The 25,089-nt window shown below is 62.8% G+C and carries 24 protein-coding genes and 2 pseudogenes; 3 read left to right on the top strand and 23 right to left on the bottom strand.

The window, feature by feature from the left end:
- Positions 1–80: 80 nt before the first annotated feature.
- From G7047_RS05720 to G7047_RS05615, 22 genes and pseudogenes are all read right to left on the bottom strand, one after another.
- On the bottom strand, positions 81–1,538 hold the full coding sequence (locus tag G7047_RS05720) for a nickel-dependent hydrogenase large subunit (RefSeq protein ID WP_166301953.1): 1,458 nt from the start codon (positions 1,536–1,538) through the stop codon (positions 81–83).
- 24 nt (positions 1,539–1,562) lie between these two features.
- Positions 1,563–2,582: a HupU protein gene (locus tag G7047_RS05715; protein WP_205904722.1), complete on the bottom strand. Its 1,020-nt coding sequence runs from the start codon at positions 2,580–2,582 to the stop codon at positions 1,563–1,565.
- A 6-nt stretch (positions 2,583–2,588) separates the two neighbouring features.
- Positions 2,589–4,055, bottom strand: coding sequence for a sigma-54 dependent transcriptional regulator (locus G7047_RS05710; protein WP_166311898.1), 1,467 nt, complete (start codon positions 4,053–4,055; stop codon positions 2,589–2,591).
- Between the two features lie 188 nt (positions 4,056–4,243).
- The gene (hypE, locus tag G7047_RS05705) at positions 4,244–5,341 is read right to left on the bottom strand and encodes a hydrogenase expression/formation protein HypE (RefSeq protein WP_166301950.1); all 1,098 of its coding nucleotides are present in this window, start codon (positions 5,339–5,341) and stop codon (positions 4,244–4,246) included.
- On the bottom strand, positions 5,338–6,498 hold the full coding sequence (gene hypD / locus G7047_RS05700; protein WP_166301947.1) for a hydrogenase formation protein HypD: 1,161 nt from the start codon (positions 6,496–6,498) through the stop codon (positions 5,338–5,340). Before hypD ends, hypE begins: the two co-directional genes overlap by 4 nt.
- Entirely contained in the window at positions 6,495–6,743 is a 249-nt protein-coding gene (locus tag G7047_RS05695; protein ID WP_166301944.1) for a HypC/HybG/HupF family hydrogenase formation chaperone, read from the bottom strand. Before G7047_RS05695 ends, hypD begins: the two co-directional genes overlap by 4 nt.
- On the bottom strand, positions 6,734–7,867 hold the full coding sequence (locus G7047_RS05690; protein WP_166301941.1) for a carbamoyltransferase HypF: 1,134 nt from the start codon (positions 7,865–7,867) through the stop codon (positions 6,734–6,736). Before G7047_RS05690 ends, G7047_RS05695 begins: the two co-directional genes overlap by 10 nt.
- A complete protein-coding gene (hypB, locus tag G7047_RS05685) occupies positions 7,864–8,781 on the bottom strand; it encodes a hydrogenase nickel incorporation protein HypB (protein WP_166301938.1) in 918 nt (305 codons plus the stop codon). The genes G7047_RS05690 and hypB overlap by 4 nt, the downstream gene beginning before the upstream one ends.
- A gap of 57 nt (positions 8,782–8,838) precedes the next feature.
- Positions 8,839–9,186: a hydrogenase maturation nickel metallochaperone HypA gene (locus G7047_RS05680; protein ID WP_166301935.1), complete on the bottom strand. Its 348-nt coding sequence runs from the start codon at positions 9,184–9,186 to the stop codon at positions 8,839–8,841.
- Positions 9,179–10,306, bottom strand: coding sequence for a nickel-dependent hydrogenase large subunit (locus G7047_RS05675; protein ID WP_166301932.1), 1,128 nt, complete (start codon positions 10,304–10,306; stop codon positions 9,179–9,181). Before G7047_RS05675 ends, G7047_RS05680 begins: the two co-directional genes overlap by 8 nt.
- Positions 10,299–10,874 (bottom strand): [NiFe]-hydrogenase assembly chaperone HybE, encoded by a 576-nt coding sequence (hybE, locus tag G7047_RS05670; protein ID WP_166301929.1) that lies wholly within the window; start codon positions 10,872–10,874, stop codon positions 10,299–10,301. Before hybE ends, G7047_RS05675 begins: the two co-directional genes overlap by 8 nt.
- Entirely contained in the window at positions 10,867–11,115 is a 249-nt protein-coding gene (locus tag G7047_RS05665; protein ID WP_166301926.1) for a rubredoxin, read from the bottom strand. The genes hybE and G7047_RS05665 overlap by 8 nt, the downstream gene beginning before the upstream one ends.
- Positions 11,108–11,995: a hydrogenase expression/formation protein gene (locus G7047_RS05660; protein ID WP_166301923.1), complete on the bottom strand. Its 888-nt coding sequence runs from the start codon at positions 11,993–11,995 to the stop codon at positions 11,108–11,110. Before G7047_RS05660 ends, G7047_RS05665 begins: the two co-directional genes overlap by 8 nt.
- A 25-nt stretch (positions 11,996–12,020) precedes the next feature.
- Positions 12,021–12,557: a hydrogenase gene (locus G7047_RS05655; RefSeq protein ID WP_166301920.1), complete on the bottom strand. Its 537-nt coding sequence runs from the start codon at positions 12,555–12,557 to the stop codon at positions 12,021–12,023.
- A 124-nt stretch (positions 12,558–12,681) separates the two neighbouring features.
- Positions 12,682–12,894 (bottom strand): annotated as a pseudogene (locus tag G7047_RS05650) (HypC/HybG/HupF family hydrogenase formation chaperone); the annotation flags it as partial.
- A gap of 28 nt (positions 12,895–12,922) precedes the next feature.
- Positions 12,923–13,585: a HyaD/HybD family hydrogenase maturation endopeptidase gene (locus tag G7047_RS05645; RefSeq protein ID WP_166301914.1), complete on the bottom strand. Its 663-nt coding sequence runs from the start codon at positions 13,583–13,585 to the stop codon at positions 12,923–12,925.
- A 5-nt stretch (positions 13,586–13,590) separates the two neighbouring features.
- Positions 13,591–14,328 (bottom strand): Ni/Fe-hydrogenase, b-type cytochrome subunit, encoded by a 738-nt coding sequence (gene cybH / locus G7047_RS05640; RefSeq protein WP_166301911.1) that lies wholly within the window; start codon positions 14,326–14,328, stop codon positions 13,591–13,593.
- 29 nt (positions 14,329–14,357) lie between these two features.
- Complete coding sequence (locus G7047_RS05635) at positions 14,358–14,954, bottom strand: HupE/UreJ family protein (RefSeq protein WP_166301908.1); 597 nt, start codon at positions 14,952–14,954, stop codon at positions 14,358–14,360.
- A 325-nt stretch (positions 14,955–15,279) separates the two neighbouring features.
- Entirely contained in the window at positions 15,280–17,136 is a 1,857-nt protein-coding gene (locus G7047_RS05630) for a nickel-dependent hydrogenase large subunit (RefSeq protein WP_166301905.1), read from the bottom strand.
- A gap of 32 nt (positions 17,137–17,168) precedes the next feature.
- Positions 17,169–18,269: a hydrogenase small subunit gene (locus G7047_RS05625; protein ID WP_166301902.1), complete on the bottom strand. Its 1,101-nt coding sequence runs from the start codon at positions 18,267–18,269 to the stop codon at positions 17,169–17,171.
- A gap of 268 nt (positions 18,270–18,537) precedes the next feature.
- Positions 18,538–19,941, bottom strand: coding sequence for a sensor histidine kinase (locus tag G7047_RS05620; RefSeq protein ID WP_166301899.1), 1,404 nt, complete (start codon positions 19,939–19,941; stop codon positions 18,538–18,540).
- A gap of 59 nt (positions 19,942–20,000) precedes the next feature.
- On the bottom strand, positions 20,001–21,086 hold the full coding sequence (locus tag G7047_RS05615) for a metallophosphoesterase (RefSeq protein WP_166301896.1): 1,086 nt from the start codon (positions 21,084–21,086) through the stop codon (positions 20,001–20,003).
- 277 nt (positions 21,087–21,363) lie between these two features.
- Here G7047_RS05615 and G7047_RS05610 point away from each other — a divergent pair, with 277 nt between their 5' ends.
- The 3 genes from G7047_RS05610 to G7047_RS05600 all read left to right on the top strand — a co-directional run bounded on the left by G7047_RS05610 (position 21,364) and on the right by G7047_RS05600 (position 23,189).
- Positions 21,364–21,726 (top strand): hypothetical protein, encoded by a 363-nt coding sequence (locus tag G7047_RS05610; protein WP_166301893.1) that lies wholly within the window; start codon positions 21,364–21,366, stop codon positions 21,724–21,726.
- A gap of 203 nt (positions 21,727–21,929) precedes the next feature.
- Entirely contained in the window at positions 21,930–22,601 is a 672-nt protein-coding gene (locus G7047_RS05605; protein WP_240939379.1) for a GntR family transcriptional regulator, read from the top strand.
- Between the two features lie 30 nt (positions 22,602–22,631).
- Positions 22,632–23,189: a hypothetical protein gene (locus tag G7047_RS05600; protein WP_166301890.1), complete on the top strand. Its 558-nt coding sequence runs from the start codon at positions 22,632–22,634 to the stop codon at positions 23,187–23,189.
- A 580-nt stretch (positions 23,190–23,769) separates the two neighbouring features.
- On the opposite strand, the pseudogene G7047_RS05595 reads toward G7047_RS05600, so the two are convergent.
- Positions 23,770–24,484: pseudogene (locus tag G7047_RS05595) on the bottom strand (IS5 family transposase).
- Between the last annotated feature and the right edge of the window lie 605 nt (positions 24,485–25,089).

The following is a 25,089-nucleotide window of genomic DNA, read 5'->3' as shown; positions in this document are numbered from 1 at the left end:
GCCGTATTGTCTACGGGGATGCCGCTCTGAATCGCGTGGAAATACCTACGACCGCACACGCCATTGCGCGGTAGCGGGCTTCAATGCACCGTGCACACCATGCAAGGATCAAACGACCGCACGATGTGCTGTACCGACACGGGTGACTTCTCACCGGGTAGCACCGGTGCACCTTCAAGCGCTTTTTCCAAAGCCCCCGGCGTACCGCCCGCGTCGCGTGGCGAGAAGTTCCAACTGGTGGGCGCGACGATCTGGTAGTTGGCGATGCGGCCGTTTTTCACCACCAGCCAGTGGCCGAGCGCGCCGCGCGCGGCCTCGCCGAGGCCCATGCCCACGCCTTCGTCGGGCAGCTCGCAGGCGGTGAAATACGGGTCACCGGGTTCAAGCGCCTTGAGCCAGCGCTCCATCATCGGCACGACGATGGCGAGTTCGAGCACGCGGGCGATCACGCGGGTGAGCACGCAGCCACCGTGCTTGGCCACCGCGTCGCGCACCAACGGGTGGCCCGATGCGAGCTGGCGCGCGATGGCGCCGGTTTCCACCACCTCTCCGGCCAGGCGCGGGGCCTTGTTCCAGGTGTAGGCGCCGGGCTTGTCGGCGTTCGGCAGCGTCATGCCCTGCAGCGGGTGCAGCGGCATGGGTGCGTCTTCGAGCCATGCGTGCGCGGCGTCTTCGGTGATCGCGAGTGTGTCGGGCTCGACCAGCGTCTGCTCGCTTGCGCGCCAGACGCCCGACGCGAGCGCATGCGCGCCGCCCGGCTGGGAGTAGGCGCCGAAGCTCAGATACAGCCCCGGCCCTGCGCCAAGTTGATGCAGTTCGAGATCGCGCGCGCAGCTCAGGAACAGGCGGAAGTCACCCACGTTCAGCGCCGCGTCATGCCACGCCCACAGCGCATCGAGCGACGACAGAGCCGCCATTTCTTCCAGCGGCGTGGCGAACAGGTGCCGCTCCAGAAACCTGCGGAACTCGCGCAGCTTGGACAGCAGACGGATGCGCTCGGCCTGCTCCACCGCGCGCGAACTGCCGCCGGGGTCAATGCTTTGCGTGTGCGGCCATTTGCCGCCCAACGTGCCGAGCAGCGTGAACCAGCGCTGGCGGGAGGCAATCGCCTCTCGCATCTGTTCGCCGGTATGCGGCGCGAAGCGGCGCACGGCTTCGGCATGCCAGGTGCGCGACGCGTAGACGGGCCGGGTGAAATCCGGCATGAAGAACAGGTAGAAATGCGTGAGGTGATCGGCGAGGTTTTCGGTCGCCTGCATCAGATTGGTCACGTGCAGGCCATTGTCGGGCACGGTGATACCGGCCAGATCCGCCAGCGCCTTGGCGCTCGCGACCGATTGCGAGACCGAGCAGATGCCACAGATGCGCGGCACGTAGACCAGCGCGTCGTGCGGCAGCTTGCCCTGCAGGATCTGCTCGAAACCGCGGTACATGGTGGCATTGACCTGCGCACGCTTGACCGTTCCTGCACGGATGTCGAGCGAGACTTCGAGATCACCTTCCACCCGGTTGAACGGGCCTACGAGCAAACGCGCCATGCGTGAAACCTTCTCTGAACCTTCTTATCTGAGCCGCGTCTTGCGCACGGCGGGCGTCATCACCAGATGATCCGCCGTGGCGTTGATCTTCACGCGCTTGGGCGTGGCGGATTTGGACAGCGATGCGAGCGCGACGAACCAGGCTTTTGGCATGTCGGTGGGCAGGCCAATGGGGATGCCTGCGACCTTCGGCGTGCGGTCGAACGCGTGGCCCGGCTCCTGAAAGCCCGGCTCGGTGCAGGCGATGCAGGCGTAGCCGCCGCGCGTGCACGAGCCCTCGCCGTTCCACAGCCGCGTATTGCAATCGGCGTGCACCTGCGTGCCCTTGCAGCCCATGTGTTCCATCATGCAGCCACGGTCGGAGGGCTTCTCGGCGCTGGCCTTGAACTCGTAGAACTCGTTGCGGGTGCAGCCGTGGTGAACCAGATGATCGGCGTAGAAACGCGGACGCGCGAGCGAGTCCAGATCCTGCTCGGCGAGGCTGTCCGCAGCCAATGCCATCAGGCTTTCGATCACCCAGCCGGGATGCGTTGGGCAGCCCGCAATGTTGATCACCGGCAGCCCGGAGCGCGAACGGAACTCCGCGCCGAGCAGGCCGCCCGGACGGTCATCCTCGTACTGCAGACCGCAGGCATCGGTGGGATTGCTCGCCCCCGCCGTGATGCCGCCCCAGGCCGCGCAGCTGCCCACCGCGACAACATGCCGCGCAACGCCCGCGAGCCTGCGCACCCAGTCGATCATCGGAACGCCCGTGCCCGCCATCACGTGAAAGCGCCCGGTGCCGTTCGGCCCACGCAGCAACGCGCCTTCGATGCAGAGCGCGTCCACGCGCACTCGGCCATCAAGCACGCGGGCGAGCAGGTCCTGCAGCTCGTCGCCCGATTCGAGCGAGAGGCTCGGGTGCCAGAGCAGGTTGATTCCCGCATCGCGCAACTGGCCGTGAAAATCCGTCGTGTCAGCGCACAGCAGCGACATGCTGCAGCCGCCGCAACCGCCGGACTGCAACCAGAGCACATTGAACATATCGGAAGACCTCTTTGACATGCGCGATCAGTTCTCCAACCCAAAGCGCTGCATCTTGGCGCGCAGGCCCACACGCGACAGGCCCAAATCCTTGGCCACGCGCGTTTTGTTCCAGCGATGGTGCAGCAGCGTCTCGCGCAGCACCATGGCCTCGATGACGTCGAGACGCTCGCCCAACGTGCCGGTCTGCGGCAGCGCCGCGTTCACCACCGACGATGCCACGGTCGAGAGCCCCGCCTGACCCTGCAGCACACGCGGCGAAAACGCTGTCGCGGGCAGCTCGCCACCGTCGTTCAGCGCAATCGCACGAGCGATCTCGTTGCGCAGCTCGCGGATGTTGCCGGGCCACGGGTAGGTCATCAGACAGGCCAGCGCCTCGCGGCTCAGCGTCGCGCCGGGGCAGCCAAGTTCCTGGCTGATCTCACGCACCAGCTTCGTGGCAATCGGCTCGATATCACCACTGCGCTCGCGCAGCGGTGGCACGGTGAGGTGGATGCCCGCGATGCGGTAATACAAGTCTTCGCGAAACAGGCCCTCGCGCACGCGCTGCTCCAGATCGCGGTGGGTCGCGGCGATCACGCGCACGTTCACCGGCACCGGCCGTTGCGCTCCAATCGGTCGCACCTCGCCCTCCTGCAACACGCGCAAGAGCCGCACCTGGAACGCGAGCGAGGTCTCGCCAATTTCGTCAAGAAACAGCGTGCCGCCGCTCGCGCGCTGAAACAGTCCGGGCCGGTCTTCATACGCGCCGGTGAACGCGCCGCGCCGGTAGCCGAACAGCTCGGACTCGATCAGCGTGTCGGGAATCGCGGCGCAGTTTTCCACCACGAAAGCGCCCGATGCGCGCGGGCTCGCGTAATGAATGGCGCGCGCGATCAGCTCCTTGCCCACGCCCGATTCGCCGAGCACCAGCACCGACAGGTCGTAGCGCGCCACCTTCTCGGCCATCGCGCAGACGGCGTTGAGGGGGCTCCCCGCACCGCGTTCGATACGGTCGAAATCGAAGACGCTGCGTGCCTGCTCCAGCTTGGCCTGCATGCGTTGGCGCAGCTGCGGCGTGCTGGCGCGCAGCTCCAGATCGAGCTGGCTCATGCCGCGCTGCAGGCTTTGCGCATCGACCGCGTCGCGCACGGTGCGCAGCAGATGGTCGGGCACCCAGGGCTTGAGGATGTACTGGTAAATGCCCGCGTCGTTGATGCCCGCGATGATGTCCTGCGAGTCGGAGTAACCCGAGATCACGATGCGCACCGTCTCGGGCCAGCGCTCGCGCACCTCTTTCAAAAACTCCACGCCGGTCACTCCCGGCATGCGCTGGTCGCAGAGAATCACCTGAATGCTATGGCGCTCGAAGTGCACCCGAGCCTCATCTGCGCCGCTGGCAGTGAGCACCTGAAAATCTTCGTCCAACGTGCGCCGGATTGCATCCTGCGAACGCACCTCGTCGTCCACCACCAGTACGGTGGGAAGGTCCTGCGGATCGTGCACGTCGTCCATCATCGCGCGCGGCTCCACCTCGTCGTGCAACGAAGAAATCCTGAAAACCGTGGCTCGAAAGAATGCTGCCGCATGCGTGATGACTGCCGAAAGGTGTTCATTTCCAGCCCATCAGGCCGATGCAACTGATTGTAATCAAGATGCATCACAACCAGTCGCTCGTGCCGTTAGGGCGTCCATGTACGCTCTTAGCAGATGCGGGGCAATTGCTCGCCGCTCAGCCAGTCCACCATGCGGCGGCCGCCGAAGCGCGTGTTCATCTGCACGAAGTGATGCGGGTCGGTCGTCACCACACCGATGCGCGCCGCGTTGGCGCCGAGCGGATGCGCACGCATCGCGGCCAGCACGGCGGCCTCATGCTCTGGTGCGCACACGGCCAACAGTTTGCCCTCATTGGCGATGTAGAGCGGATCGAGGCCCAACAGCTCGCACGCCGCCTCGACCTGCGGCAGCACGGGAATCGCGGCCTCTTCAAGCACCATGCCCACGCCGGACTGGCGCGCGATCTCGTTGAGCGTGGTCGCGACGCCGCCGCGCGTGGGATCGCGCAGCACACGCACCGCGCCGGGAGCTGCGGCCAGCATGGCGGCCACCAGCGTGTGCAGCGCGGACGTGTCCGATGCGATGCTGGTCTCGAACTGCAGCGACTCGCGCTGCGACAGCACGGCCACGCCATGCTCGCCGATGGTGCCGGAGAGCAGCACCACGTCGCCCTCGCGCGCATTCGCACCGCCGATGTCCACGCCCGCCGCCACCACGCCGAGGCCGGTGGTGCTGATGAACACGCCATCGCCCTTGCCGCGCTCGACCACCTTGGTGTCTCCGGTGACGATGGGCACACCCGCCTCCTTCGACGCGGCGGCCATGGACTTGACCACACGCCGCAGATCGGCCAGCGCAAAGCCCTCTTCGAGAATGAAGCTCGCAGTGAGATACAGCGGCGTCGCGCCCGACATCGCCAGATCGTTGACCGTGCCATGCACAGAAAGACAGCCCACGTCGCCGCCCGGAAAGAACAACGGCGAGACCACATGCGCATCGGTCGCCATCACCAGCCGCGCGCCCGCAGGCAGCGCGGGCGGCGCAAACACCGCGCCGTCATTGCCCTGGCGCAGCAGATCGTTGTCGAAGGCCTTGAGAAACAGCTCCTCGATGAGCTGCGACGCGGCGCGGCCGCCCGCACCGTGGTTCATGTCGACATGCCCGTGCCTGAAATTCAGCGGACGCACGTAGTCCTTTTTAACGGCTACTTTCGCCGCTACCTTCTCCGCCACATCGCTGCTCATGCCGCTGCCCCCGCTTCCATCTCTGCCACCACCGGAATATTCCTGAACCTGCCATATGAATAATGCGCCGCACAGGCGCCCTCGCTCGACACCATGCACGAGCCCACCGGGTTTTCCGGCGTGCACACGGTGCCGAAGATCTTGCAATCGGTCGGCCGCTTCACGCCGCGCAGAATCGCGCCACACTCACAGGCCTTGTTGTCCGCGACCGGCGCGTATTCGAGCGGAAAACGCCGCTCGGCATCGAACTCGGCATACTTGCCGCAGATGCGCAGCGCGCTCAACGGTACTTCGCCCAAACCGCGCCATTCAAAGGCCGCGCGCATCTCGAAGATCTCGTCCATCAGATCGATGGCGATCCCGTTGCCCTCGCGGGTGACGGCGCGGGTGAATTCGTTTTCGACCTCGGCGCGGCCCTCGTTGACCTGGCGGATCAGCATCAGGATGGCCTGCATCACATCGAGCGGCTCGAAGCCCGCGATCACCACTGGCTTGCGGTACTCGCGTGCGAACGGCTCATACGGCGCGGAGCCGATCACAATGCTCACATGCGCCGGGCCGACAAAGCCGTCAAGCGGCACTGTGCCGTACTGCTTCACCTCGGGCGAATTGAGCACATGCGCAATCGCGGCGGGCGTGAGCACATGGCAGCACAGCACACTGAAATTCCTCAGGCCCTGCTGCTGCGCTGCACGGATCGCGGCGGCGGTGGGCGGCGTGGTGGTCTCGAAGCCGATGGCGAAGAACACCACCTCGCGCCCCGGGTTGTCGCGCGCGATCACGAGCGCATCCGACGGCGAATACACCATGTGGATGTCGCCGCCTCGCGCCTTGGCCTTGAGCAGCGAGAGCCCGTCCGATGCCGGCACGCGCAGCGTATCGCCGTAGCAGCAGACGATGGCCTTGTGCTCCAGTGCAAGCCGGATCGCCATGTCGATGCGCCCAATCGGCAGCACGCAGACGGGGCAACCTGGGCCATGAACCATGCGCACATTGGCGGGTAGCAAGCTGTCCACGCCGTAGCGCGAGATCGCATGTGTATGGCCGCCGCAGAACTCCATGAAGCTGTAGTTGCGATCCGGATGGGCCTCGGCGGCGATGCGTGCCGCGATCTGCCGCGCCAGTTCACCATCGCGAAATTCGTCGATGTATTTCATGCTGAGGTCGCCTCCGCCTTCGCCTTTTCGGCATCGCTCATCTGCGCAAACAGGGCCAGCGTGCGCTCGGCCTCTTCAGGATCAATGCGGCCGATGGCGAAGCCGACGTGAACGACAACGTACTCATCAAGCGCGACATCGCCCACCAGCGAGCAATCGATGTTCTTGCGAATCCCACCCAGATCGACCACGGCTCGCGCGTCCTGCAGAATTTCCACAATCCGCGCCGGAATGGCTAGGCACATACAACATCCTCTTCGCTTTTCCGCAGCAGCGGCAACTGCCGCGCCGCCACCCACGCCTGCCCCAGCGCAATGCCCGCATCACCGCAGGAATGCGATTGCGGCCACAGCACCCGAAGCCCGCGCAGCGTGAGCTGCAACTGCACCCGGCGCTTGAGCAGATCATTGAAAAAGCAGCCGCCGCTCAGCACCACCGTGCTGCAACCGGCGCGGTCCGCCGCATTCGCGGCCCAGTCCGACAGGCCATCTGCCAACGCCTGATGGAACCACGCAGCCGCCTCAGGCACCGCCCGCTCGCCGCCATCCCAGGCCAGCAGTTCGGCGATCAGCGGGCGCAGGTCGAGCACGTCGAATGCACCCTTGCGCAACTCGACAGCGCGCGTGCGATTTGCCGGAATCTCGTCCATGAAATGCGCGGCAGTGGTCTCCAGCGCAATCGCCGCCTCGGCTTCCGCCTGCTGGCGCGGCGCAAGTCCCAGTGCCGCAGCGGCCGCGTCAAACCAGCGCCCCGCGCTTGTGGTCATCGGGCTCAGCAGCCCGCGTGCGAGCAGGTTCTGGATCATGCGCGCGCTGGATTTTCCGACCGTGGATTGCGCATGCCCGACGATCTCGTCACCGCGCCCCATCGCATGCAGCGCCGAGGCCAACATGCGCCACGGCTCGCGCGCCGCCACGTCGCCGCCGGGCAGCGCCAGCGGCCACAGATGGCCCAGACGCTCGAACCCCTGCGGATTCACCCGCAGCAACTCGCCGCCCCAGACCGTGCCATCGGTGCCGAGCCCCAAGCCATCGAGCGCGAGACCGATCACCGAGCCGCCGCAGCCAAACTCGGCCATCACGCCCGCAACATGCGCGTGGTGGTGCTGCACGCCAATCGCGGGAACGCCCCACTCGGCCGCGAGTTCATGCGCGAGCCGCGTGCTGTGGAAGTCAGGATGCAGATCGTGCGCGATGGCCTGCGGCATGCCATGCAGCCGCACCAGCTCGCGCGCCGAAGCCTCGAGCGCCACGCAGGCCGTCACGTCGCGCAGATGGCCATGCACGGCGGACCAGTGCACAGCATCGCCATCCACCCAGCAGACGCGGTTCTTGAGCCACGCGCCGAGCGCGAGCACGGGCTGGCTCATCGCGCGGTCCCGTGTTCGTGACGATGGTGGCCGTGGCCATGATCGTGGTGATGGTCGTGGTGGTTGTCATGGTGGTGATCGGCTCCCATCGCATGCTCGATCCAGTGCAGCCACGCGTCGATGCCTTCACCGCTCTTCGCCGAGACCTGCAGGATCTCAATGCCCGGATTCACGCGCCGCGCGAGCTCGATGCAGCGCGCCACATCGAAGTCCAGATGCGGCAGGAGATCGACCTTGTTGAGCACCATGAGCTGTGCGGCCGCGAACATGTCGGGGTACTTGAGCGGCTTGTCCTCGCCTTCGGTCACCGAGAGAATCGCCACCTTCGCGGCTTCACCGAGGTCCCACATCGCCGGGCACACCAGATTGCCCACGTTCTCGATGAACAGCAGGCCCTGATGATCGTGACCATGGCCGTGCGTGTGCAGCTGATTGAAGGCATCGGCCACCATCGGCGCGTCCAGATGGCAGCCCTTGCCGGTGTTCACCTGGATCGCAGGCACACCGGTTTCGCGGATGCGGTCGGCGTCGAAGCTGGTCTGCTGATCACCCTCGATCACGCTGATGTCCATTCCCGAATGACGCGCGCGCATCGCCTTGATGGTCGCGCACAGCAGCGTGGTCTTGCCCGAGCCCGGGCTCGACACCAGGTTCAGCGCCGTGATGCCATGGGCTTCGAAATGCGCACGGTTGCGCCGCGCGATGCGGTTGTTCTCGCCGAGGATGTCGGTCTCGATGCGCAGCGCGCGCTCCTGACTCAGTCCCGGCACGCTCACCCGCGCCGCGCCGCGCCCGTAGTGCAGCTCGCCGTCCTGCTCGCCAGCGGCGGGCGTGGCCTGATGCGCATGGGTATGTGGCTGGGCGTGTCCTGCCGAGATCTCCGCATCGCGGCTGCACCCGCAAACTACACACATGGCTGTACTCCTTCAAAATCACTGAGTTGGCTTGTCTTCGCTTTTTTGGCGACCGCTCTACTGGTCTTCGACAAGCATTTCCGAAACGCGGAATTCCGTGCCCTCAACAGGCTGCAGCTGGTAGCCACCACAATGCACGCAAGGGTCGCCGCGCCGCGCAAGCAGCGAGCGTTGACCGCATGGCAGGCACCAGGCCACGCCGGGCAGTTCCACATAGTCGATGCGCGCGCCGTCAAGCAGCGTGCCCGGCGCAATCGAATCCAGCGCGAACTGCAGCGCACGCATTTCCACACCCGCCAGCTGACCCACCTCGAGCCGCAGCAACGTCACCCGCGCAAAGCCTTCTTGCGCCGCGGATTGCTCCACCACGCGCAGCACACCGCCTGCGAGACTGGCCTCATGCATGTTGCAGCGCTCCGATGCGGCTTTGCTGGGTTTCAATGCGGTAGTTCACACAGGGGTCGTAGGCCGTCATCAGCGCAATGATATGGTCGCTGGGTAACGATTTCTGCATCTCCAATGTTCTCGCGACCGCGCCCTGCGGATGAAAATTCCACTCGGTCGGTGCCACCACGTCGCAGCGGTTCACCCGCTCGCCATCCAACTCCACACGGTGCATCAGCACGCCACGTGCCATCTCGATCCACGCAATCCCGTGGCTCTTTTCAAGCGTGATCTGACCACCGCGCAGATGAGTGGTTTCACGATTGCGCGTCGCAAGACGTGCCACCTCGGCAATGCGTGCACCCATCTTCAGCCATGGGGTGCGATACATGGAGGGGGTACCCTCGCAAAGCCGCGTCCAGCATCCCGTCTCGGCGCTGAGGCCGCGCCATTTCGGCTGATGGCCCGTGGTTTCGCCCGACTGCAGCTGCTGTGCAAACTCTGCGAGCTCGCTGTCGCTGTCGTGCACGCGCAGGGCGGGTGCGCAGCAAACCTCACGGTCTGCCGCGTCTCGCGCCTCGAGCATCAGACGCGCCAACCAGCTCTCGGACTCCTCACTCCACAGCTCCAGCCAGCCATGGGCATCGCGCTCCCAGCCGCTCACCCAAGCTCTTGCCGACATGCCCAGCCAGACCTGCTCGATCCACGGCAAGAGCGAGGGCAGGCCCTTGATCCACTCATCAAGCGGACGGCCCGGCAGCACCGGTGCCTCGCGCAGGCACTTCATGGCCTGCAGATGAATGCGCGCGCCTTCGGCACCGGGCATCAAGCGCCCTGGCCAGTCGAGTGCAATGCGTCGCAGATGCTCGCGCAGCGTTTCCGCGTGCAGGCGTGCAAGTGCAAAATCCTGCGGCTGATTGCCGCAGCCGCGCGCAGCGTCGCAGGCCCACTGTGAGCAAATGCGGTGCGCTTCCGCGCAGTTGCTGAACACGCTGGCCAGCAGCATCGGCAATTGCGCGGCTTGGCTGCCAGGGGCAAGCGAGCTCGCCCATACGGGTCGGCTACTGCGCAGGTTGTCGGGCATCGCCATGCCGGGGCGCACCGTCAACTCACCCGCCAAAGCCATCGACGCATCAAACATTGCCGCCACTCCCGACTGACGAACGACCAAAGAAAAAAGAGCGTCTTGTAGGCGCGACCTGCGCCGTCACTGAATCGCTCTTCGGAACCCACTTTCCCGGTGACACAGACTCCTGCGCAGGCGCATTCAACTGCGGTCTGCGCAGCAACGCCAACACCTGCTGCGCAGTGCCTTCCGCCGCCGCCGCATCCTGGAACTCGAACATCGGAGAGAACAGGGAACAGGCCTCGAAGCTGCCCACGCCGCGCTCCTCGTGCATGCCGAGAAATGCAAAATCTGTACCACCGAGATGTCGAATGCGCTGCTCGCCAACGCGCTGAGGCTCATCGCTGCGCACCAATGGAAGGCACAACAGATTCATGAACCAAGGCGTGACCAGCACTCCCATCGCAGCGGTTTCGTCCGCCATGAGCTGAAACCCCAGCGCGCGCACGCGCAGCGAGGGATTCAGCAACGCCACGCCTTGCATGCGTGACTTTGCGATGTGAATGAAACAGGCCTGCAGCTCGGCCACGCGACTTTGCAGCGCGTGCTCGTTATCTGTTGCGCAGGCCATGGCCTCAAGCATTCTCGGTGAGCACCATAAACTGATCTGCATCGCCATCACATTCGGGGCAACGCCAATATTCAGGCAGCTCCGCGAATGACAGTCCGGGCTCGATCTGCCATACGGGATCGCCCACCGCCGGGTCGTAGACCCACCAGCAGATCTTGCACTCGAGTCGCGCGTTCTGCGGCAGACGCGCGCGCTCACCAAGATAGCTGCCTTCGAATCGGGAAGTGGGCGCTTCATTCGCATGGTCACTCATTGCCATCCTCCAACCACGCCAGCACTTCGCGAAAGCGCTGTTGTGAGTCTTCAAGATCTTCGCGCGCAGCGCGTGCCACGTCAGGCAACGCACCGATCTCCACCGTATTGAGGATCACGGTGTCCTGCGAGTTGTAATACACCACGCGCCACGTGTTGGGCACACAACAGTTGGTGATGCGGCAGTTGCCATATCCGCGCGAAAGAATCAGCACGCGGCCCGTGCCGAGGTGGTGATCCATGAAGCCGATGTCCTCGTTCGACATCGGCAGCAGCGTGAGGTTGATCACATACGCAGGCTGGCCCGCCTGCCACAGCGTGAACTGATCCTCGATCTCGCCGAGCAGCAGCGGTGCGTTCTGCACATTCGGCGGCAGCGGGCCGGACCAGCGCTCCATCGCAGTGCGCTCATCTGCGCGCGCCGCGTCATCGAGAACGCGCGGAATCTCGCCTATCTCCACCGTGTCGCGCACCACGTTGTCGCCGCGCAGATGCAGCACGCGCCAGATGCCCGCGTAGACGGACTCCTGGATCTGCACAGTGATGGCGTCGGGATCATCAGCGTCATCGGATCGCGCCTGAACGCAAGCGCTCACCTCGCCCTCGCCGAGCACGGAGTTCACGAGATCGCGGTCCGCCTGCGACAGATCGGCGAGCGTCACCTCGCGCCGCTCGCCATCGACCAGCACCTCGGCCAATGCGCGCTCCACCGCCTGCAACGCGGCCTTCGCTGCGCCATGGGCCGCGATTTCTTCGGGCTCGGGCAGGATCGGTGCACGGAAAGTGTCCATGCCTTGCGGCATCGCCATATAGGTCAGCTCGTCTTCTTCAATATGACTGCCTGCGCCCACCATGCGCACCGGAATCGGGAATTCGATCATGTCTTGTCTCTCCTGATTTCGGTGCTCAGTGGCACGACGAGGCACTCGCCCCACCCGTGCCGACCACCGGAATGCCAACGGTGGGCGCGCGCGATGTCGGCATCTGCAGCGCAGCGTTCACAGCGCTCAGATACGGCGTCCAGTCGTGCATTCCGCCGATGGCGGTCACATACTTTCCGTCGCGCAGAAACAGCAAAGTCGGCCAGTGGTTCGCTCCGTAGCGCTTGGCGATGCGGTCTTCGGCCGCACGCGGCACGACGGCGAATTCAAACACCTTGTCGGCGCACTTGCGCAGCTCGGGCAGCACCGCCGCCACATCCAGCCCCTGCGGAAAGCGCACGGGATCGCCCGCCAGCAGCACCACGCGGTTGCCGCCCTGCTGCGACCAGGCCTCGATGCTGTCCTCATCTACCCAGGTCGCACCTTGCGAATCCACCAACCTGCACACCAACGGTGCATGTGCCAGTGGTGGTGCATCGGCATCCACGGCGGGGTGCGACGCGGGCCTTGCAATCGGCGTGCTGATGATCACATCCGCCACGGTTTCGGTATCTGTCGTCATGGTTCTTTTCGATTCGATTTGATTTGATTCAGTGCGATGTCGACAACGCGATCAGCTCGTCGCGGCTCATGCGCGAGGGCAATGCAAATGCGGCCTCGGTCTGCGAGACATCGGTCTCGGTGCAGCGCTCAAGCAGCGCCAGCGTGGCGTTGATCTCATGCGCGCGCGTCGCGTCGATCAGCTCAATGGCGCTGTCCAGAAACACCAGCAACCAGTCGCCCGGCGCGAGGTCGTCGCCCACCAGCACGGTGCGCACCCGCTGGATCGCGCCCCGGCTCATGCACAGCGCCATGCCGGGACTGACCGACTCCACCTGCATGGGAATTCCAATGCACATACTTTTCTTTCCGCCTCAAAAAATTCACTCAAGGCATGAAGCGCTCATCGCCCGAGCGGCATGCGGCATCCGCATCGGGCCGCTCGCTTTCGTAGCGCGTGAGACCCAGCTCAGCAAAGGTCACGGCCTCGCGGGTATCCAGCGGTCGGGTGCGCGGTTGCGGATCGCCGCCCCATTCCTTCAACACGGCAAGGCCCTTGGCAAGCGCCTCGTCCATCGCCGCGCGCACGACGGGACGCAGGCTGCCGCCGTAGTCCTCCAGCTCCTGTGGCTGGCAGCCGATCAGCAGCACCTTCTGCGGATAGCGCTCGGTCAACTGAGCGAGCGCAAGCACTTCCTGGAAGCCGGTCTGGTGCAGGCTCATCTTCTTGGCGCCCATGAACTTAGGCACCTCCTCATCGGCCACGCAATGCAGCGTGCCCGGCTCAAGCCCGTAGTCCACCGCATCAAAGATCAGCAGATGCGAAGCCGCCTGCACGAACTGCACGAGATACAGTCCCTGCGTGCCGCCGTCGATGAGCTGCACGTGATCTGCAAACTGGTAACGCTGCTGCAGCGCCTCGATGCAGCGCACGCCGAAGCCCTCGTCGGCCCAGAGCACATTGCCGATCCCGAGCACGCAGATGCTGTGCTGTGGGCGGGTTTCAATATCGCTGTCGCCGTCCTCTGCAATGAATTCCGCATGGCCCATGATGCTCAATCCTTGAAGGTGCGATGACCGGACACCATCGTGCTCACCACGCTGGAGCGGCCCATGATGTCTTCGCGGATCGCCGCATACACGTGCAGGATCACGAAGCAGATCAGCGCCCACATGCCAAGGTGGTGCCAAGTGTGCACATCCTGCGACTGACCGAACAGCGGAACCACCCAGCCGAACAGCTTGTCCTGCCACGAATCGCGCTGCGCGCCCTCGGCATACAGCGCAAAGCCGGTGACCACCATGAACAGCGTGAGCATCAGAAGCCCGAAGAACATCGCCATGCGCGCGAGCGGGTTGTGCCCCACGTACTTGCCCGGACGATCCGTGAGAAACGCATACCACTTGAGCATGCCCAGCACTTCCTTCCAGAACGAACGCGTGAACAGCGGCACCCAGAACAACTCGCGCGCGTGGTGATTGCCCACCACCGCCCAGTAAATGCGCCCGAGCAACCCCACCGCCAGCACATAGCCCGCCGCGAAATGCGCAAAGCGGATGTAGCCCATGAGGTAGCTATGAATCGCCTCGCCCGGCTGCGTGGGCAGTGGCGATCCGATGAAATACCCCGTCACGCACAGCACCGTGATCGCCAGCGCGTTCACCCAATGCCACAGGCGCACAGGCGCCTCGTACACATAGACCGACTTGAGCGAACGACTGCTCGCCAACTCCGCCGCATCACGCCGCTCCTCGCCGGAAAGCTCGGGGGCCGTCTGAGCCGCTTGCGTCATGGCTTGTCTCCTTGTTGTTGATGTGCGAGTCAGAAACGCGTGACCAGCAACGCCAGCCCCGACACCCCCAACCCCGCCGCCATCGCGCGGTTCACCCAACGCGGCGCATTCAGCAACTGCGTGCCCACGGCATAACCCGCACCATGCAGCAGCGCAGAGCCCAGCAACATGCCACCAATCATCGCCATCGCAGGCTCGCCTGTCAGCAGATCATTGCCATGCGCCACGCCATGCAAAAACGCCGCACTCCCCACGATGAAAAGTCCCGCCAAACTGTTCAGATTGCGCCCCAGCAACATCAGCGCCCCAAACAGCGCCACGCTCAACGCGACCCCCATCTCCACGCTGGCCATGCTGATGCTCACCACCGGCGCGAGCAACGCCCCCGCCGCCAAAAACGCGAGAAACACCAACGGCCCAACAACCCGCTTGGCGCCAGGCATAGCGATGCAAGACCAGGTCCCCACAGCCACCATCGCCAGCAAATGATCCAGCCCCATGAACGGATGCACCAGACCAGAAACAAAGCCCTCTTCCCCATGCCCCGGATGCGCCTGAGCCGCCCCAGCCACCAAAGCCAACAAGATGAAAGCCGCACCGCGTGCGTTTGATTTGTTGAACGACATCTCTTCAATCCCCATAAAAATTACCAGCCCCAACCACCGCAGAACCCTCACCCCAGCGCCGCGCCCCAAAAGGCACGAGCGAAGCAAAGTGCCGAACACACCTCTTCCCAACTGACTCGCGGCGGTTGTCCGAACGGAGCGCGCAAGCGCGCAGTGAGTTCTGCCGCGTGCCCCCGCATTCAAAGCGCGTTTTTGGTTACTTTTTGCGCGCAAGCAAAAAGTGACTGCCCAGCCGGGGGCACTCCCGGCCCCCGTAAGCAACCACCCAGCAGAAGCAAAAAAGCCCCCAAACCCATCCCCCGCAAGCGGGAGAGAAAGTAAAAACTCAACGCACAGTGACCTTCACCAACTCCTGCCCCTCAGGACTCATCACATGCGTAGAACAAGCCAAACAGGGATCGAACGAATGCAAGGTCCGAAGAATCTCCACCGGCTCCTCCGGATTCACCATCGGTGTATTCAGCAACGACGCCTCAAACGCCCCGATCTGGTTCTTCGCATCCCGAGGACTTCCATTCCAAGTCGTAGGCACCACGCACTGGTAGTTCTCAATCCGCCCGTCTTTGATGCGAATCCAATGCCCCAATGCCCCGCGCGGAGCGGCGACCACCCCGACCCCCTTGGCCTCCTTCGGCCAGGTTGCCGGATCCCATTTCTCGACGTTCGCCGTGCTCGTATCGCCCGCCTTGATGTTGGCGATCAGCTCCTTGTAGTCGTCCAGCATCATCTCGCCGCAGTACTGCGATTCAAGTGCGCGAGCCAGCGTGCGGCCAATCGTCGATGGCAGCATCTGCTTGGGCGTAAGCTGTGTCTCGGGCAGGCCGAGCGCCTTGGGAATGCCGCTGTTGATCAACGAAGCAGCGCTGTCAATCTGCTCCTTCACGCGCTGGCTGTACTGGTTGCCCTGCAGCGCATGCGCATAGCCCAAGATGTAGCGCGACAGCGGGCCCACCTCCATCGCGTGGCCGCGCCAGCGCGGTGACTTGATCCACGAATACTTGGCGCTTTCGTCGATCTCCTGGATGTTGGTGCGCGAGCCCTTGGTCTTGTCGCCCAGTTCAAAATTCGGCTCGGTCACGCCGTCCCAAGGATGCAGGCCTTTGGTTTCGTCGGCGTACTTGTACCAGCTGTGCGAAACGAATTCCTGCACCTGTTCCGGATCGCGCACGTCCACTGGGTGGATCTTGCTCCAGTCGCCATCCAGAATCGCGCCACCCGGCAGCTGCTGCGTCTCGCTTCTCCCCATCACCTTTTCATAAGTGCCGTAATCCATCACGTTGGTGGCGGCCAGGCCCCCGCCGTACAGCCAGCCCGCGTTCTTATAAAGCGTGCCGATGGCCAGCACGTCAGGCAGATAGACGTTCTTGTTGAACTCGATCATCTCGCGAATGCGGGCCTCGACAAAGTTCAGGCGCTCGATGTTGATCGGCGCGCCTGATGCGCCCGTGCCGTCGATGTTGATCGCGCACGGCACGCCGCCCACAAGGTAGTTGGGGTGCGGGTTCTTGCCGCCGAAGATGGTGTGCACCTTCACCCATTCCTTCTGTAGGTCGAGCGCTTCGAGGTAGTGCGTCACCGCCATCAGATTGGCCTCGGGCGGCAGCACGTAGGCCTTGCTGCCCCAGTAGCCGTTCATAAAGGGGCCGAGCTGGCCGCTTTCCACAAACTTCTTCAAGCGGTTCTGGATGTCGCGGAAATAGCCCGGCGACGAGAGCGGATGTGCGGGCGACACCAGCTGCTGCAGCTCCGACGTCTTCTTGGGATCGGCCTTGAGCGCTGAGACCACGTCCACCCAGTCCAGCGCATGCAGGTGATAGAAGTGAACGACGTGGTCGTGCACTTGCAGCGTCTTGGCCATGATCTCGCGGATCAAATACGCGTTCTTCGGAATGGTGATGCCGAGCGCGTCTTCCACCGCGCGTACCGAGGTCAGCGCATGGCAGCCGGTGCAGACACCGCAGATGCGTTCGACGAACGCCCACGCGTCGCGCGGGTCACGGCCCTTGAGGATCACCTCCAGGCCGCGCCACATCGTGCCAGTGGACACGGCATTGCGGATCACGTTGTTGGAATCGACGTTCACCTCGCAGCGCATGTGACCTTCGATGCGCGTGACCGGATCGACGACGATGCGGCGGCCCGTGTTGTCGAGCTTGAAGCCCTGAGTTTCGATGGCACCCATTTTCTATGTCCTTGTTGTTGTTCTCGTGGTGATCAATGAGCGCTCACGTCGCTGCGCTGGTCACTGCGCTGATCTTCCGACTTGTGCGCCGCACGCTTGATCGCCGATACCGCCGCATGCGCCGCCACGGCCGCGCCCACCGCACCGGCCGCGTAGCCGCCGACCTGATCGGCATTGGCCTCGATGCCGAACTGGTGGATATCGGTCAGGCGGTTGTAGAACGAGCCCTTGTCCCAGAAGCCGTCTTCCGAGCAGCCGATGCAGCCGTGGCCCGACTGGATCGGGAAGCTCGTGCCCTCGTTCCAGCGCGTGGTGGCGCAGGCGTTGTAGGTGGTCGGGCCCTTGCAGCCGACCTTGTAGAGACAGTAGCCCTTGCGCGCGGATTCGTCGTCGAACGCTTCGACGAACTGACCCGCGTCGAAATGCGGGCGGCGGTAGCACTTGTCGTGGATACGCTGGCTATAGAACATCTTCGGGCGGCCCTGCCGATCCAGCTCGGGCATGCGGTCGAAGGTCAGCATGTAGGTGATCACGCCGGTCATCACCTCGGCAATCGGCGGGCAGCCCGGCACCTTGATGATGGGCTTGTCGAAGATGACCTTGTGGATCGGCGTCGCGCCCGTGGGATTGGGCTTGGCGGCCTGCACGCAACCCCAGCTCGCGCATGAACCCCAGCTGATGATGGCCTTGGCATCCTTGGCGACATGCTTGAGCTTTTCGATGAAGGGCTTGCCCGACTGAAAGCAGCTCATGCCATCCTGATTGAGCGGCGGATTGCCCTCCACCGCAAGGATGTAGTTGCCCTTGTACTTGGTCATGATCTCTTCGAGGATCGCCTCGGCCTGATGCCCGGCGGCGGCCATCAGCGTGTCGTCGTAGTCGAGCGAGATCATCGACAGCACCACGTCCTTGGCGAGCGGGTGGGCCGAGCGGATGAACGACTCCGAGCAGCAGGTGCACTCGAGACCGTGCAGCCACAGCACGGGCGTGCGCGGCTTGGTCTCCATCGCATGGGCGATCTGCGGAACAAAGGATGCGCCCAGACCCAGCGACGTGGCGGTGAGCGAGCAGTATTTGAGAAAGCTGCGGCGGGAGATGCCCTGGCGGCGCATCACCTCATAAAACGTTTCCATCGGGGGTCGTCTCCTGTTTTCTGGACGTATCTGCCGATGTCAATGCAATAGCCGGGCCAGCTCCCATGTGCGTTTGCACATATCTCGCCATGGATTTTTTGCGATGCGAAATGATGTGTTGTGATACGGGCTTGCGTGCGTTTCACCCATGACTTGCGCCAAGTCAAAGCCCATCAGTTCCGCGTTAACCCTGAGAAGCAAACGAGCTGCGATTCGCAAGCTGGTCATCCGGTTTGCAGGCCCAACCGGAAGGCAAACTTCCACCGTTTCAGGATGCCGATGGCACTTCCTGCGCGAGCGGCAGTTCAACCGTGAACACCGCGCCACGCTGCTCGGCGTTCTGCGCCGACAGCGTGCCACCATGCTGCTCGACGATGCCATAGCTGATCGACAGCCCCAGCCCCGTGCCCTTGCCCACGGGCTTGGTGGTGAAGAACGGGTCGAAGATGCGCGTGAGGTGCACATCCGCAATCCCCGGTCCGTTGTCGCGCAGCGTGAAGACCGCATGCCCCTCGCGCCGCGTGATCGACACATGCAGCACCGGCACGCGTTGCGTGGGCGCGACGGCGTCGAGCGCGTTCTGCAGCAGATTCATCATCACCTGCTGCAATTGCCCACCGCTACCGGTGACGTGGCACGGCACGCGCTCGTCCCAATGCAGCTCGAATGCGGTGGTCACGCCCTTGCGGATCCAGTGGATCGCGCGCTCGGCCACCTCAGCCAGATCGACGCTGGCGCGTGCGTCCGGGTCCATCGCAGAGAACCGCTTGAGCCCGTTGACGATGTCGGTCGTGCGCTGCGCGCCCTCCATCGTCCCCTCGATCAGCGACGGCAGATCGGCCAGCATGTGGTCTATGCGCAGCTTCTTGCGCAATGCCTCGAGTTGCGCGGGCGGCTCGTGCGCATGCACCGCCGCCAGATAGCTCGACAGGCGCTGCATGTAGCGATCCAGCGCATGCACATTGCCCAGCACAAAGCTGATCGGGTTGTTGAGCTCATGCGCCACGCCCGCCACCAGTCGGCCGAGCGAAGCCATCTTCTCGGAATGGATGAGCTGCTGCTGTGCACGCTTGAGCGCTTCGTGCGCACTGCGCAGCTCCTGATACGCACGCTTGAGTTCCGCCGTCGGCCGCCCGACCAGCACCGTGCCGACATGGCGGCCGTTGTGATCGATGCGCGGCGTGCAGTTGGCATCCACCGGCACGTGGGCACCGCTTGCATCGAGCAACTGCAGCTCCAGCACCTGGCCGCTGCGCTGCGCGCGGGTCTGCGCAAGCACCAGGCGCACGCGCTCCACGCTGTCGGCATCGGCCAGCAGATCGACGAAGGGCGTGCCGCGCAGCACCCCCTCATTGCGTCCCACCAGATCGTTGAGCGCCGCATTGGTCTGCTCGATGCGGCCCTGCGCGTCGCAGACCACTAGCACATCCGACATCGCCGAGATGACGCTGAAGACGAACTGCTGCGACTGCTCTAGCTCAGCGTTCTTCTTCTCAAGCTCGACCTCGTCGTCGATGAGCTGCGAGTACACCTCGTCCATCTTCTGGATGACGTCCATCCATACAGCCTCGTCCACCGCGCTCTGCAAAGGCTCGTCGTCATCCAGCGCTGCGTCAATCTCCAGACTGGATTCGCGCAGCAGTTTCTTCGCGGAAAGTCGTTCGGGGGCCATGGATCGCGCGGTGGATGGGTGAGATGGTCAATTGTAGGTTCCCCAAGGCGATCAGAGCCTCAGGCCGCCTGCGCAACGTCCTCCAGGCCAAACCCCTCGGTCGGCAGAACCACGCCGTCATCAAACTGCAGCACGCGCTCAGGCCAGCGCAGCGCAGCCAGCTTGAAGTCGCGCTCAGGCGCTTTGCCCTTGAGTCGCGCACTCCAACGTGCGCCTACCGAGTAATCGACGCAGAACACATTGCCGTGCTGCCCGTGCCAGGCCATCGGCGCGATCTCTGCGAACAGGTCCTGATCGCCCTTGCCGAGCTGCGCGCGGTCGATGGCATGCAGTCGCCGCCAGTAGTGGCCCACGACCACGGGCACGCCGTCCGCATATTCATCCCACCAGCCCACGCGCTCCACGAAACGCCACTTGCCGCCCGCAAAGAACGGATCGCGTCCTTTGCGCTCCACGCCTGAAGTCAGCACCTTGAGCGGATTGAGCATCTGCTTGTTGGATTCGTTCTCGGCGTGCGCGGCCAGAAATGGCGGCTTCTTCTCGCCATCTTCCAGATCATGCGGCCAGAGCATGCGCTCGGCCCTCATGCGGTCTTCGAGGTGCGTCTCGTGGGCCTGGCGTGCGGCCTCGTCTTCCCAGTGGTCGTACTCGCGCCGCACCGAACCCATCGGCAGCGCGCGCGCCATGGCGATCTGCTCTGGCTGCCAGGCCGCATGGATCACGCGCAGATCGGCACGCTCCAGCGCAATCGGCAGGCCCGCGACAAGGCGCACGATGCGCTCGCGCTGCGCCGCATCGGGCCGGTGGTAGGGAGCGTATTTGACGTTGTCACGCTGCACGCGCTCGTCGAAGAACCAGCCGGAGCCGTCCTTGACATCTTCACGCAACAGATTGATCTCGTGATTGCCGAGCACCGCCACCGCGCGGCCCGATTCGATCAGCCGCTCGGCAAGATCGAGCACCGCCGGACTGTCCGGCCCGCGATCACAGAAATCGCCCACGAACACCAGCGTGCGCCCTTGCGGATGATGGCCGTCGGCGTTGTATCCCAGATGATGGAGTAGTTGGGTCAGCGCGAGAAACTCGCCGTGGATGTCGCCGATGATGTCCAGCGGACCTTCCGGCAAAGCTTGAATCAGACTCATGATGCAAAGGATTTTGTCAGCAAACCAGATGGGCCGCTCTGGCCGAACATATGCCCGCAATGCGACGCCAAAGCCAGACAGAACAAGTGATCAATAAATGAAACATTTTGAACGATTTGCAACAACTTCACTCCCCCACCCTCAGTGGCGGTTTGTGAATAACCATTGCGCGCAGAAAGTAGGGAATTTGTCCGACGCCAATCCCGCCGCGCGGCGTCATCATAGGAAGCACGGTGCGCAACACTTCCGTTGTCGTCGCTACCGAGGAGAAATCACCATGTTCCAGCGCTTCATGAATCCCACCATCGTCTACATGCGCCGCATCCAGAGCGGTCTGGAGGAAGCCCGCATGGCCGCACTGGAACACGAAAGCGCCGCAGAACACCACGCCGCGCTGGCCACCATGTATAGAGAACGCACCCGCCGTCTCCAAGCCGAAATGGCCGTCGTGAACGAAGAACTGGCGGGCCGCACCAACGCCAGACCTGCGGACGAGCCCCAAACGTTGGCAGATGTCGTCTCCGATGCCGAATCAGCCGCCGCACAGGTACACCGCATCACCCCGCGCGTCACCAAACGCGAAGAAGCCGCGCTCGGCCCAAATCCGCAGAGTTTGCTGCCTCAAGGCGCTGCTGGCTGATTGCTGCGCAGCCCAGTCCACCCATCGCATTCATGGCATGCCCCCGTGCCCGCGCGCCTTGCCGCGCGGACCATGTGCTTTGCTTCGCAGTTCGCTGCAGCTTGTTAACATAGCCATACAACGCTGTCCCACGTCTCCCAAGGCGTGACGGACAGCGCAGGCACCAAAGCAATACAACCAACAACAAGCACACGCGGGCCGCCATGCTGCGCCCGATGCCGATCACCACCGCCACCATGAATCTGTCCAACGTCAGTGCGCAAGAGGAAGCCTACCAATACCTCTTGAACGCCATCCGCATGGGCACGCTGCAGCCCGGATCGCGCATCATTGCCGAAGATATCGCCACCGAGCTCGACATGAGCCGCATGCCCATCCGCGAAGCCCTGCGTCGCCTGTCCGCCGAGGGCCTGATCAGCCTGCGCACCAACCGCGGAGCCGTGGTCAAGAAGCTCAGCCGCGAAGAGGTCTGCGAGATCTTCGAGATGCGCGCCGTGCTTGAAGGCCTCGCCGCCTCCATGGCCGTGAAGAACGCCACCGCCTCCGACATCAAGGAACTCGAACTCCTGCTCGCCCGCCTGCGCGCGGTGCAAAACGACCTGCCGCTGTGGATCACCGCCCACCGCGAATTCCACGAAAAAATCAGCGCCCTGAGCCGCGCCCCCCGCATCCTCGCGCAGATCACGTCGCTGCACGCGCTCATCGAGCCACTGATGCGCGTGTGGATCGAATCGTCGCCCGAATCCAAGAACGTCAACTCTGTGCACGAGCGGATTCTGGAAGTCATGAAAAGCGGTGACGCCACCGAAATGGAAAAGCTCATCAAGAAGCATTCGCGCGTGACGGCGGAAGTGATTCTCAAGAGCATGTTCTGACAACTCGGAAACACGTCCACTGAACCATCCATGCGCCCGGAACACCTAGCCTGGTTCAAAGACCTGCTCGAAGGCCGAGCCTCAGTCTCATGGGTGGCGTGGTTCAAACGCCATGAAACCGAACTGGCCAACGAACTGCCTCGCGCCGCATTTCTGCGCTTGAAGTTCAACCACCTGGACGAGGCCGAACCCCTTCTGCGCAAGGCCGGGATCGATATCACCCCATCCCCCCTCGCCAAGCGCGAGCGCCTGTATGCCACCATGCACCCAAGCGTGCTTGATGAAAACGGGCGCCCAAAAGAAACGTTCCGACGCCAATCCCATCACGGTACATTTGGATTTTTTGGGGACGGCGATTTGGCAAAAGGCACAGAAGCTCTGCGCGCTTGCCTGAGAGAGATGAAGGGCTACCCCATCACAACACACGCGCAAATGCTCCAGGATTTTTGCTTTGACGCGGAGATGGAACTGCAATATGGCAACGAGAAAATCGGCCGCACCATGCTGGAACTGATTGCAGCGCTCGAGACCGATGATGATCTGTTGGCACCCTCCATATTCGCTGCACGAGTGGCGCTACAGGCGTAGGCATTCACTGCTCAAACATCGTGTTCCCGATTTCCGATCTTCAGGCTTCAGACATTAATCTGGCGTACAGCCACCATGATCTGGAGACATATGAGCCGCCTCACCGGACAAAATAAGATACGACCTCGCGGACTGCCTCTTAGATTCAGATTGGTGTGAGTCTCGTGTGAATTTGGCCGCAATACAGGGCAATTTAGAGAGCAAAAAAAGACGCCGCACAACGATTTCTCATTGTGCGGCGTTGCTTTGAGTGGGCTGGCGTCAATTGAATGTTCCCATATGATCCAAATAGAATATTGATTCTAACAATTTATCACCATTCTTCATACCCCCACTTGTACCCCCACTTCTAGGGCATTAGAGCGTTGGCTCTTAGCACCCCCTATCGAGCCACCGCCTACGAAGGCGCGTTAAATTCACAGCCCCGACTCCAGCATCCACTAGAGATCCTCTGCAAAACCGCTGAATTCAGACCGGCAAGTTAGCTCACTGCCTATTTGCCCGCTTCTGCGTAGTTTTGCGGCAAGATTTCAAGCCGCATCTGCGGCTTTTTGCTCTTTTGGGGCATGTGCAGGCGCACTCATGCCTGCGCTCCCGTCAACTGCTTTCGCACCAGCCACAGGTTGGACAGGGCAAACATCGTTTGGAGCTTGTTGTCGTTCTTGGCGATACCCCGGTAGCGTACCTTGTTGAATCCGAACTGCTGCTTGACGGTGCGAGACGGATGCTCCACCTTGGAGCGCATGCTGGCCTTGGCCTGCTCGTATTTCTCTTTGAGCATTCCTAGCTTGGTGCCCGTATCGAGCTTCTTGCGCAGGCCTTTGCGCATGGCGATGTGCCAAGTCACTTGCCTGCCTTGATTTTCTGCTCGCTTACCCACGCCTTGGTAGCCGCTGTCACCCAGCGCGTGCCTCTCTTGGCCATGCAGTAGCCTGTGCGCATGCGATATATCGGCTTCGTTGCCTGATGTCGAGACCACGGTGTGCACCAGGCCCGAATTGCTATCGACACCGATATGGCACTTCATCCCAAAGTGCCACTGGTTGCCCTTCTTGCTCTGGTGCATTTGCGGGTCACGCTCACCGCCTGCATTCTTGGCAAAGCTGGCGAAGACAGGGTGTAGTACAGCGCTTCTTCTACTGCTGGGTCTGAGAGATTGAACCACTGCAGCAGCAGATGTACACGCAGCATGGTCTCGACGGCAAAAGCAGGTTTGCCGGTAGCTTTGGGTGGACTGTGGGACTCGATGAGTGTCACCAGCTCATACCAGGGAAGACTAATTCCATCTCGTCCAAGAACTCACGCTTACGCGTGCGTTTGGACTACTTCTCGAATCCGGTATCCAGACTCATTTGCTTCATGTGCGAATCATCTTATGCGCAGAGGTTGACTGGGAGTTTTGCAGAGTTTCCCTATAGCAACACATAGGATGCAAAAGTGATTCGAATATAGAAATTTACTACTACCCTCTACACCAGGCCGGGAACCGGAGTGGAACCTCGTACGAAGGCTGCATAGATTATTAAAGTCACTTATGTATATCGGAGACAGAGAAATACCATTTCCGGGAACCAAAGGCCCTCCAATATGACCATGACAGTCGTGATGCGGCACATGAATATTGATGCTGTACTCCAAGGATTTCGTGCCACATTCAAAGACTGAGCTGGAGAGAAAATCAACTCTCCAAGAGAGGCCGCCGAGCAGGTTATTGCACACACCTTGGAGAGCCAAGTGAAGGTATGGAGAAGCGCTGCCAGATGATGCGAGAGTGGGAAGAATTTATTTTGCGAAAAGCATAAACCTGGTCAATCTAATTCGCCATCTACTCACCCGTGAAGTATCCTTCCTTACAACAGAAGATCACGCACTAGTAATCCACCAATTTATAAGCACAAAA

Origin of the sequence: Diaphorobacter sp. HDW4A (assembly GCF_011305995.1) — a bacterium.
Classification (GTDB): Bacteria; Pseudomonadota; Gammaproteobacteria; order Burkholderiales; family Burkholderiaceae_C; genus Diaphorobacter_A.
Note: the sequence above shows the minus strand (reverse complement) of the source record. Positions and strands in the feature narration are given on the sequence as shown.